11 protein-coding genes and 1 pseudogene are annotated in these 9,316 nt (G+C 60.5%); 8 read left to right on the top strand and 4 right to left on the bottom strand.

All coding sequences use genetic code 11. The annotated features are described in order from the left end of the window. Positions 1 to 603 (bottom strand): annotated as a pseudogene (locus tag HMPREF2743_RS06210) (enterochelin esterase); the annotation flags it as partial. A gap of 77 nt (positions 604 to 680) precedes the next feature. Between HMPREF2743_RS06210 and HMPREF2743_RS06205 the strand changes: the two are divergent. From HMPREF2743_RS06205 to HMPREF2743_RS06195, 3 genes are all read left to right on the top strand, one after another. Continuing rightward, the gene (locus tag HMPREF2743_RS06205; RefSeq protein WP_005325328.1) at positions 681 to 1,625 is read left to right on the top strand and encodes a methionyl-tRNA formyltransferase; all 945 of its coding nucleotides are present in this window, start codon (positions 681 to 683) and stop codon (positions 1,623 to 1,625) included. Between the two features lie 65 nt (positions 1,626 to 1,690). Continuing rightward, positions 1,691 to 2,707 (top strand): iron-siderophore ABC transporter substrate-binding protein, encoded by a 1,017-nt coding sequence (locus HMPREF2743_RS06200; RefSeq protein ID WP_005291893.1) that lies wholly within the window; start codon positions 1,691 to 1,693, stop codon positions 2,705 to 2,707. 173 nt (positions 2,708 to 2,880) lie between these two features. Continuing rightward, positions 2,881 to 3,519 (top strand): DedA family protein, encoded by a 639-nt coding sequence (locus HMPREF2743_RS06195; RefSeq protein ID WP_005325329.1) that lies wholly within the window; start codon positions 2,881 to 2,883, stop codon positions 3,517 to 3,519. A gap of 10 nt (positions 3,520 to 3,529) precedes the next feature. Here the strand turns inward: HMPREF2743_RS06195 and HMPREF2743_RS06190 are convergent, their stop codons facing one another. From HMPREF2743_RS06190 to HMPREF2743_RS06180, 3 genes are read right to left on the bottom strand one after another with little or no spacing between them, the layout of a single operon-like run. Then, positions 3,530 to 4,312, bottom strand: a complete 783-nt coding sequence (locus HMPREF2743_RS06190) for an ABC transporter ATP-binding protein (RefSeq protein ID WP_019176090.1) — start codon at positions 4,310 to 4,312, stop codon at positions 3,530 to 3,532. A gap of 50 nt (positions 4,313 to 4,362) precedes the next feature. Beyond that, the gene (locus HMPREF2743_RS06185) at positions 4,363 to 5,457 is read right to left on the bottom strand and encodes a FecCD family ABC transporter permease (RefSeq protein WP_005325330.1); all 1,095 of its coding nucleotides are present in this window, start codon (positions 5,455 to 5,457) and stop codon (positions 4,363 to 4,365) included. Then, positions 5,457 to 6,575, bottom strand: coding sequence for a FecCD family ABC transporter permease (locus HMPREF2743_RS06180; RefSeq protein ID WP_005325331.1), 1,119 nt, complete (start codon positions 6,573 to 6,575; stop codon positions 5,457 to 5,459). The genes HMPREF2743_RS06185 and HMPREF2743_RS06180 overlap by 1 nt, the downstream gene beginning before the upstream one ends. Positions 6,576 to 7,099: 524 nt before the next feature. Between HMPREF2743_RS06180 and rpsH the strand changes: the two genes are divergently transcribed. From rpsH to rpmD, 5 genes are read left to right on the top strand one after another with little or no spacing between them, the layout of a single operon-like run. Then, complete coding sequence (gene rpsH, locus HMPREF2743_RS06175; protein WP_034986964.1) at positions 7,100 to 7,498, top strand: 30S ribosomal protein S8; 399 nt, start codon at positions 7,100 to 7,102, stop codon at positions 7,496 to 7,498. 14 nt (positions 7,499 to 7,512) lie between these two features. Next, on the top strand, positions 7,513 to 8,049 hold the full coding sequence (rplF, locus tag HMPREF2743_RS06170; RefSeq protein WP_035004244.1) for a 50S ribosomal protein L6: 537 nt from the start codon (positions 7,513 to 7,515) through the stop codon (positions 8,047 to 8,049). Beyond that, a complete protein-coding gene (gene rplR, locus HMPREF2743_RS06165) occupies positions 8,049 to 8,459 on the top strand; it encodes a 50S ribosomal protein L18 (RefSeq protein ID WP_035004242.1) in 411 nt (136 codons plus the stop codon). Before rplF ends, rplR begins: the two co-directional genes overlap by 1 nt. 40 nt (positions 8,460 to 8,499) lie before the next feature. Beyond that, the gene (gene rpsE, locus HMPREF2743_RS06160) at positions 8,500 to 9,141 is read left to right on the top strand and encodes a 30S ribosomal protein S5 (protein ID WP_012359604.1); all 642 of its coding nucleotides are present in this window, start codon (positions 8,500 to 8,502) and stop codon (positions 9,139 to 9,141) included. Between the two features lie 3 nt (positions 9,142 to 9,144). After that, positions 9,145 to 9,285: a 50S ribosomal protein L30 gene (gene rpmD / locus HMPREF2743_RS06155; RefSeq protein ID WP_035004239.1), complete on the top strand. Its 141-nt coding sequence runs from the start codon at positions 9,145 to 9,147 to the stop codon at positions 9,283 to 9,285. Positions 9,286 to 9,316 lie beyond the last annotated feature (31 nt).

The raw sequence follows: 9,316 nt of genomic DNA, 5'->3' as shown, positions 1-9,316 counted from the left end.
TCTACTGCCCCAACTTTGCAACAGCACCACCAGGACTATGTGGCTGCTGTTGATGATCGGCGGAAGCTCGGTGGCCAGTGCGCTGGCGAATGTTTGGGAGGTGTACTCCTCGCTGCGGTCTTTGGCTGCCGGCAGGAAGACGCGGTTGATCTGGGGGATAAGCCCTGCCGTGACTGCCCGGTCCAGTGCGCCCGTGAGGTCATGCAGATGGATCCAGTCATCGCCATCCAAAAACACCACGGTGGTATCCGCACCGCGGTCATCGAGGCGCGCGGTGCAGCGCCTGCCGAATACCTTCCGGTCGATGGACAGGCGTGCGCCGGGCAAGTCCGCGATGACTTCTGGGGAGCGAGGCGGCCAGAGTGTCTGGTCCACAGAATCGCCGCTCAATAGGCTCGCCTGTGGGCCTGCGCCGTGTGCGTTATGTGGATCGGGATATTTCAGCTCGCCGGATTGAAAGCTATAGGTCACTGCTGAGTGCGCCGGGATGCGCACATCGACGGTGGACATCGATTCGGTGAGCTCGACGTTCGAGCGGTAGGGGTCCGGGAAAACGAGGGCTTCCGCATCCGCGGGCACCGAGATTCGGTGAAGGGTGGTCACGTCCGGGGAGTCTGGCATGAAAATTGCGCCACTTTCATCATTGACTACATAGGTAAACCTAAGCTAACATCCCCTGCATGCGAGTTGCTGTTTTCGGCTATCAGTCGTGGGGACACCGGACGTTGTCTGCGGTCATCAATGCTGGTCATGAAGTAGTTTTGGTAGTTACGCACCCTGCCAGCGATCACCCTTATGAGCAAATGTGGGCAGACTCCGTTGAGGAGCTCGCCAGCGAACATGAGCTCCAGGTGTGTGTCACTGAGCGCGTGGGTCAAGACGTCATTGAGGCGTTGCGCGATGCTGCACCAGACATCATCGTGGCCAACAATTGGCGAACCTGGCTTCCTCCCGAGGTTTTCAGCCTGGCCAAGCACGGCGCATTGAATGTCCACGATGGTCTCCTGCCCGAGTACGCCGGATTTTCGCCCATCCTGTGGGCGCTGTTGAACCGGGAAACTCACGTGGGCGTCACTGTGCACGAGATGGATGAAGTGCTGGACGGCGGACCCATCGTTGCCCAGCGCGCGATCCCCGTGGGTCCGCAGGACACCACCACGGATCTCGTGGCCAAGACCATCGACCTCATCGAGCCCCTCGTGGAACGCGCATTGAGTGACGTCGCCCAAGGCACCGCCACTGCGCAACCTCAAGATCCCACCCGCGCTACGTACTTCCACAAGCGCGGCGAGCAGGAATCTCGCATAGATTTCACCCAACCTGCGGAAGATATCGCCTTGCTGGTCAGGGCGCAGTCCGACCCGTACCCCAATGCTTACTTTGAATTCCGAGGCCAGCGCGTCCGCGTGCTTTCCGCGCACGTCTCGCAGGGCCGCTTCGGCGGAACCCCCGGCCGAGTCACCATCCCTCACGAGGGAGGAATCGCGGTGGTCTGTGGATCGCCCCGTGCCAACGTGCCGGCGCCGGCGATTGTTCTGGATCGTGTTCGTCTCGACGACAACTCGGAACTGACCGCCACCGAATTCTTTGGACATAGGGCTGGATATATCCAACCAAAGGTTTGACCTTTCCCTTTTGTGTACGGGCCACGCCTCGCGCGGAAATCCGTCACCAGTAACAACGGAGAAAAATGACACTCAAGAAGATTCTCGTTAGCACCGCTGCTGTGCTGACCTTGGGCGCGGCACTGACCGCTTGCTCGACTGATGACCAGTCCGGAAATTCCGGGGACTCCCAGGCAGTCAACGCCGAGCAGGGCGCATTCCCCACCACCATCGAGCACCGCTACGGCTCCACCGAAATCAAGGAAGCCCCGCAGCGCGTGGTCTCCTTGGGCTACACGGATCAGGACGCACTGCTGGCGCTGGGAGTTACTCCTGTCTCCGTGAAGTACTGGGACGGAATGACCCCGGATGGTCAGGCTGCGGGCAACTGGTCCAATGACAAGATCGAGGGCGACACTCCTCGGATCGACAAGGACACAGAAGTCAACGCGGAAGCCATCGCCAAGGACAATCCAGACCTCATCGTGGCCGTGTACTCGGACATCGATGAAGACACGTACAAGAAGCTGTCTGAGATCGCCCCTGTCGTCGTACAAAAGGGCGAATACGAAGAACTACAGCAACCATGGGACGTGACCACGGAAGAGATCGGGCAGGCCGTGGGCAAGCCTGAAGAGGCAAAGCGCCAGGTGGAGCAGGTCAAGGAGAAGTTCGCAGAGCTCAAGGGCCGCCACCCAGAATGGGCCGAAAAGGAACTCGGCGTGGCCACTGTCTCCGACGAGAGCCTGGCTGTCTTTGCCGAGGGCGATCCGCGTAGCCGCTTCTTCACCGAGCTGGGATTCAAGATCAACCCGGCCTACGCGGGCATCACCAAGGACAAGTTCTACGGTGAGGTCTCCAAGGAAAACGCAGACCAGATCAACTCTGACGTGCTGGTGTGGGATCAACTGTCTTACTCTCCGAAGCAGAGCAAGGCTTCTGTGACCGAGGATCCGATCGTGGGCAAGCTGCCCGCCGTGAAGGACGGACACAGTGTCTACCTGGAAGGCGACCTGGAAAAGGCCTTCGGATGGCAGACCGTGCTGAGCCTGAACTACCTGCTGGACAAGATCGAGCAGCCGTTGGCAGACGCCACGAAGTAGTCTGAATCAACTGCCGAACCGCCCCGCATGAACGTGCTGGGGCGGTTTTGCTGTTGCTGGCTAGGGGACGGGCACTCATGGGGATAACGGATGCACGCTAGGGGCGAGCTGCCTGTATTCCGGTCAGAAACCGGGGTAAGAATAGACCAGTTGTTTTCTAGAAGGGATTCCCTGTGCACTTAAGCGACCTCATGGACGCCACCACCCTGCTCCAGAACTTTGGCGGCTGGGCGCTCGGCGGCATTGCGCTGATTATCTTTATTGAATCCGGCGTGCTCTTCCCGTTCCTCCCCGGCGATTCCATGCTGGTCACCGCGGCAATCTTGCGCGATCAGCTGGGCTTGAACGTTCCGATTCTGGTGGGCGTGGCCATCGTCGCGGCGTTCTTGGGCGACCAGGTAGGTTTCTGGCTCGGCCACCGCTTTGGCCGCAAGTTGTTTAAGCCCGACGCCAAGATCCTCATAACCGAGCACCTCGAACAAGCCGAGGCTTTCTTCCTGAAGTACGGGCCGTTGGCTCTGGTACTGGGGCGCTTCATCCCGATCGTGCGTACCTACATTCCCGTGGCCGCTGGTACCGCGGAGATGCCGTACAAGAAGTTCGTGGGATGGAACGTCACGGGTGCAGTGCTGTGGATTGTCAGCATGGTCGGCATTGGCGTGCTGCTGGGGGATATCCCGGGCATTGCGGATCGCATCGACATGATCGCCATCGTCATCGTGCTGGTGTCTGTGACTCCGGTGGTGATTTCCGCGATGATCAACTGGCGGAAGTCCAAGAAGACTCCCGCCCAGGAGCTGATGGAGGACTAAGCCCTGATCGTCACTTGGGGACGATCAGCGGACCGCCGGTGACAGGATCCTCGATGACTAGCGCGTTGAGGGCAAACGCCTCGAGCAGTAGCTCTGGGGTAATGACCTCGCTGGGACGCCCGGTGGCGAGGACCTGTCCATCCTTCATCACCACGAGATTATCGCTGTAGCGTACAGCCAAGTTGAGATCGTGCAGCACCATCACCACAGTCCGATCCAGCTCTCGGCGTAGACGCTGCACCAGCTCCAAAATCTCTACCGACGTGGCCAGATCCAGGTAGGTGGTGGGCTCGTCCAGGAACAGGATGTCCGTGTTCTGCGCAAGAACCATGGAGATCCACACACGCTGCCGCTGCCCTCCGGACAGAGAATCCAGGGTGCGCTCCGCCAGCCCCATCGAGCCAGTCATTTCCAGCGCCTTGTGCACCTCGGCTTCGTCCGTGGACGACCACTGACGGATCCACGATTGGTGTGGGTGCCGACCGCGCGAGACGAGATCAGCCACGTTGAGTCCCTCCGGGGCGGTAGGGGTTTGTGGCAGCACGCTGATGGTCCGTGCGAGGTCCTTGCGCCTGATGGATGAGATATCGGCGCCGTCTAACAGCACTTCGCCCTCATTCGCCGGAAGGAGACGAGACATGGCTCGCAACAACGTGGATTTGCCGCAGCCATTGGGGCCGATGATTGTGGTGATCTGCCCGCGAGGAAAGTCCACGTCCAAGCCTTCGATGACCGTCCGGTCGCCGTAGCCCACGGCGAGGCCGCGTGCGCTCATGCTGTGCTTCTGAGTCATGTGTCCTTCTTTGTTCGCGGCACTGCTAACTTCCAGGGTGGGATCTTTTCTCATGCCGTGGTTGACCTATTCCGTTGGACCAGCAAATAAATAAGGAACGCACCGCCGATTGCCGAGGTGAGAATGCCCACCGGCAGCTCTACGGGCAGAAGAGTTTGGGTGCTGATATCTGCCAGCAGGAGTAGCGCAGCGCCGGTCAGCGCAGAGGCCAGAAGCGGTGGTGCAGAGCAGTTGCACAAGCGCAGCGCCACCTGTGGGGCCACGAAGGCGACGAACCCGATGGGGCCAGCGGCCGAGACCGCCACTGCTGCCAAAGCCACGGCAGCGGCGAGCAGAAGCACCTGCACACCCTGGACGTTTTGTCCCAAAGCCCGTGCAGTATCCGAGCCCAGCAAGGTGGCTAAAAGTTGGTGACCAATCCAGGCCAGCAGCGGTGTAAACACCAACACAACAATGGCGATGGGCCACATCTTGGACCAGTCCGCAGTGCTCAGGGAGCCAGTAAGCCAGAACTGCGCGGCCGCGGCATCGCGCAACTCCGTGCGGATCATCAGGAAGTTGATATACGAGGTCAACAGAGCAGAGATGATGATGCCGAACAGCACTAGCCGGAAGGAATCAGTCGATCTCCTCCACGCCAGAGCCCACATCACCGTTGCGGTGACAGCCGCACCAAGCACCGCGGCCAAGGGAATGCCGATGCTGCTGAGCCAGCCGAGGAAACCACCAGCGCCACCACCCAGAGTGATGACGGTGACCGCGGCCGCGGACGCGCCCGTAGTGAAGCCCAAGATATCCGGGCTGGCCAGCGCATTGCGAGTCACGGACTGAGTGAGGGCTCCGGATAATCCCAGCGCACAGCCCACCAGAATGGCCGTCAGCGCACGAGGCATGCGCCAATCCAAAACCACCAGACGCTCAATGCGGGTGCCCTGGCCGGTGAACAGCACCTCCAGCACACGAGCCGGGGACACAGGATAGTCACCCAGGCCGATGGAGACCGCCGCTAGCAAGACGATCGCCACGAGCAGCAATAGAGACACCGTCAACGCGCGAGGGCGCCAGACCACAGAAAATGAGCCCACGCGGAATGGCGGGCGCCCAGGGATAGTGGAAGAGGTAGGGCGGGCAAGGAGGGAACTCATTAAATGGCCACCACCCGGCGTCGATAAATAAGGGCGATGAAGAACGGCGCGCCCACGAACGCGAGGATGATGCCTACTTGCAACTCGCCCGGACGAGCGATCAGACGGCCCACCACGTCTGCGAACAGCATCATCACCGCACCCGTCAGGGCAGAGTAAGGGAGGATCCAGCGGTAATCAGGGCCCGTGATGGCGCGCACGAGGTGCGGGACCACCAGGCCGATGAAGGTGATGGGGCCGGCGGCAGCTGTCGCGGCACCGGCCAGCAGTGCGATCAGAGCCATGCCAATCAGGCGGGCGCGCTGGGTGTTGATGCCCAGTCCGGAGGCGATGTCATCGCCCAGATTCAGGAGGTTTAGCTGCGGTGCCGTGATGAACGCCAGCAGGAGGCCCACCAGGATAAACGGCAGCACGCCGTAGAACACGGTGAGATCCCGGCCCGCGATGGAGCCGACGGTCCAGAAGCGCATGCGATCCAGATTGGCATCGTCAGTGAGGATAAAACCGCTGATGATGGCGCTGAGGACCGCGGACAAAGCCGCGCCGCCGAGGACCAGCGTCATTGGATTGGCCTGTCCTCCTCCTATGGACGCCAAACTAAACACCAACGCAGTAGCAGCGATGGCCCCACCGAACGCCCACATGCTGGTAGCCCACACGGACGTCACACCCAGCAAGGAGAAGCTGGCAACCACGGCCAGGGACGCACCGTAGTTGATGCCGAGAATGCCCGTGTCCGCGAGAGGGTTGCGCGTGTGCCCTTGGATCAATGCACCGGAGGCGCCAAGGGCAGCACCGGCGACTAGGCCCAACAGGGTGCGGGGAATGCGGAGCTCGACGATCACGCGCTGATCCACATTCAGCCCCTCCGCGTGGCCGAACGCCGTGCCGAGATCGCGGAACACGGCGGACACTTCTCCAAAAGGGATCTGCCGTGATCCAAACACGATGCTGGCAACGATGCTGGCGAGCAATAGGAGGAAAAGGACGCCGAGGCCGACGAGGCGACGCGGGATTTTACCTGATGGAGCGCTGGCAGAAGCGTCCGCAGTAGCGTCCGCGCGAGACCCCAGGTGTGATTGAGAAGGGGATTGCGCATGCGGGGTAGAGATAGCCATGCATCCTTCCTTGACGCGTGAAAGTCCATGATCTTAACGGGAGCAAGCTTATGTGAACAAGGTAAGCCTAATCAAAGTACTACAAGGAGGGATTGTGGAGCTGTGCAGGTGAGTGTGTGAGCCAGCAGGTGCGGCTAGTGAGGTCGGTCGGCCCTGAATGGCGCCGACCCTACACCTCAGCTCTATGCTTCTGAGCAGGGATTTGGACATGTTTTAGCTGGTTGCTAGGCTAGTCAGGTCTTGCCGTAGGTAGGTACCCCCATGTTCTTTTTTTCGACGCTAACGCGTCAAAATCCCGGGAATGCCACATGACCTGCGGAAAGAGTCTCCCGCTACAAGGGAGAAAAACTGTACATCCACTTTGTTACAGGCCCCTCGCCCGAAGCGGCCGCACGGATAAAGGCAGCGAGCACCCCTAACTACTGAGTTAGGCGGAGCGTGAGTAGCCAGCGATCGTGCGGTACACGCGATTCATCAAGGGTGAGCACGGGAACCGTAACGAAAAAGGCAACAGGTCACTTCACATGACCATGACTGATCCGATTGCGGACATGTTGTCACGAGTGCGCAACGCAAACAATGCGTTCCACGACACCGTGTCTATGCCATCCTCCAAGATCAAGGCCAACATCGCCGAAATCTTGAAGCAGGAAGGCTACATCGCCGACTACTCCGTTAACGACGAGACCGTCGGCAAGACCCTGGAGCTTAACCTGAAGTACGGCCCATCTCGCGAGCGTTCCATCGCTGGCGTGCGTCGTGTTTCCAAGCCGGGTCTGCGCGTTTACGCAAAGTCCACTAATCTGCCAAAGGTTCTCGGTGGCCTGGGCGTGGCTATTATCTCCACGTCCCAGGGTCTGCTGACTGACCGTGAGGCCAACAACAAGGGCGTGGGCGGAGAAGTCCTCGCCTACGTCTGGTAAGAGGAGGTTTAACCATGTCTCGTATTGGCAAGGCACCGGTGACCGTCCCCTCTGGCGTCACCGTCACCATCAACGGCCAGAACGTTGAAGTCAAGGGTCCTAAGGGCACCCTGGCTGAAGAGATTCCGGCACCAATCACCGTGGCTCAGGAAGGCGAAGAACTCGTCGTCTCCCGCCCCGATGACCGCCGCAAGAACCGTTCCCTGCACGGCCTGTCCCGCTCCCTGATCAACAACATGGTCGTGGGCGTTACTACTGGCTACACCATCAAGATGGAAATCTTCGGTGTGGGTTACCGTGTGCAGCTCAAGGGCCAGAACCTGGAGTTCGCACTGGGCTACTCTCACCCAGTCCTGATTGAGGCGCCTGAGGGCATCAAGTTTGCCGTCGACGGAAACACCAAGTTCTCCATCGAAGGCATCAACAAGCAGCAGGTTGGACAGATCGCCGCTAACATCCGCCGTCTGCGGAAGGATGACCCATACAAGGGTAAGGGCATCCGTTACGAAGGCGAGCAGGTCCGTCGCAAGGATGGAAAGACGGGTAAGTAATGAGCAACAACGCAACGAACAAGGAAGGCCAGCGTTTGCCGGTGGGCAAGGACATCTCCACCCGCCGTCGCAACGCTCGCGCACGTCGCCACTTCCGTATCCGCAAGACCCTGTCCGGCACCCCAGAGACTCCACGTCTCGTTGTGCACCGTACCTCTCGTCACATGCACGTTCAGGTCATCGACGACACCGTCGGTCACACCCTGTGCGCTGCGTCCACCCTCGAAGCAGAGGTCCGTGGAGTCGAGGGCGACAAGAAGGCACGTGGCGCCAAGGTTGGCGAACTGATCGCACAGCGTGCGAAGGAAGCTGGCATCGAGGCAGTCGTCTTCGACCGCGCTGGCTACCAGTACCACGGCCGCGTCGCCGCTCTGGCTGACGCCGCCCGCGAAGGTGGTCTGAAGTTCTAATGACCACCAACACCATGAACTCCAACGGAAGGAACGCGTGATGTCGGAACGTGACCGTAACGGCGGACGCTCCGCCGATAACAACCGCAACGATCGCAACGAGCGCGGCGGCCGCAACGACCGCGGTGGCCGTAACGATCGTCGCAACAACCAGCAGGACGAGCGCAACCAGTACATCGAGCGCGTCGTCACCATCAACCGTGTGTCCAAGGTCGTCAAGGGTGGTCGTCGCTTCAGCTTCACCGCTCTGGTGATCGTGGGTGACGGCCAGGGCATGGTCGGTGTCGGCTACGGCAAGGCCAAGGAAGTCCCGGCTGCTATCCAGAAGGGTGCCGAGGAAGCTCGCAAGAACTTCTTCCGTGTCCCGATGATCAACGGCACCATCACCCACCCGGTGCAGGGCGAGGCCGCAGCAGGCGTCGTCATGCTGCGTCCGGCTGCACCAGGTACCGGTGTTATCGCCGGTGGCGCAGCCCGCCCGGTGCTGGAGTGCGCTGGCGTCCAGGACATTCTCTGCAAGTCGCTCGGCTCGCCGAACGCCATCAACGTTGTTCACGCAACGGTGGCCGGCCTCAAGGAGCTCGTGCGCCCAGAAGAGGTCGCCGCACGTCGTGGCAAGAGCCTCGAAGAGGTTGCTCCGGCAGCCATGCTGCGCGCTCGTGCTGCAGGACAGGGGGCATAACCCATGGCACTGAAGATCCGTCAGATCAAGGGCACTGTTGGTAGGAAGCAGAACCAGCGTGACACGCTGCGTTCCCTCGGCCTGAAGCGCATCGGTCAGGAGATCATCCGCGAAGACAACGCTGTCACCCGCGGCATACTCTAAATGGTGCTGTTGCAAAGTTGGGGCAGTAGAA

This window comes from Corynebacterium sp. HMSC036D02, assembly GCF_001836165.1.
Taxonomy (GTDB): Bacteria; Actinomycetota; Actinomycetes; order Mycobacteriales; family Mycobacteriaceae; genus Corynebacterium.
The sequence above is the reverse complement of the archived record's forward strand: the minus strand, read 5'-3'. Positions and strand labels throughout refer to the sequence as shown.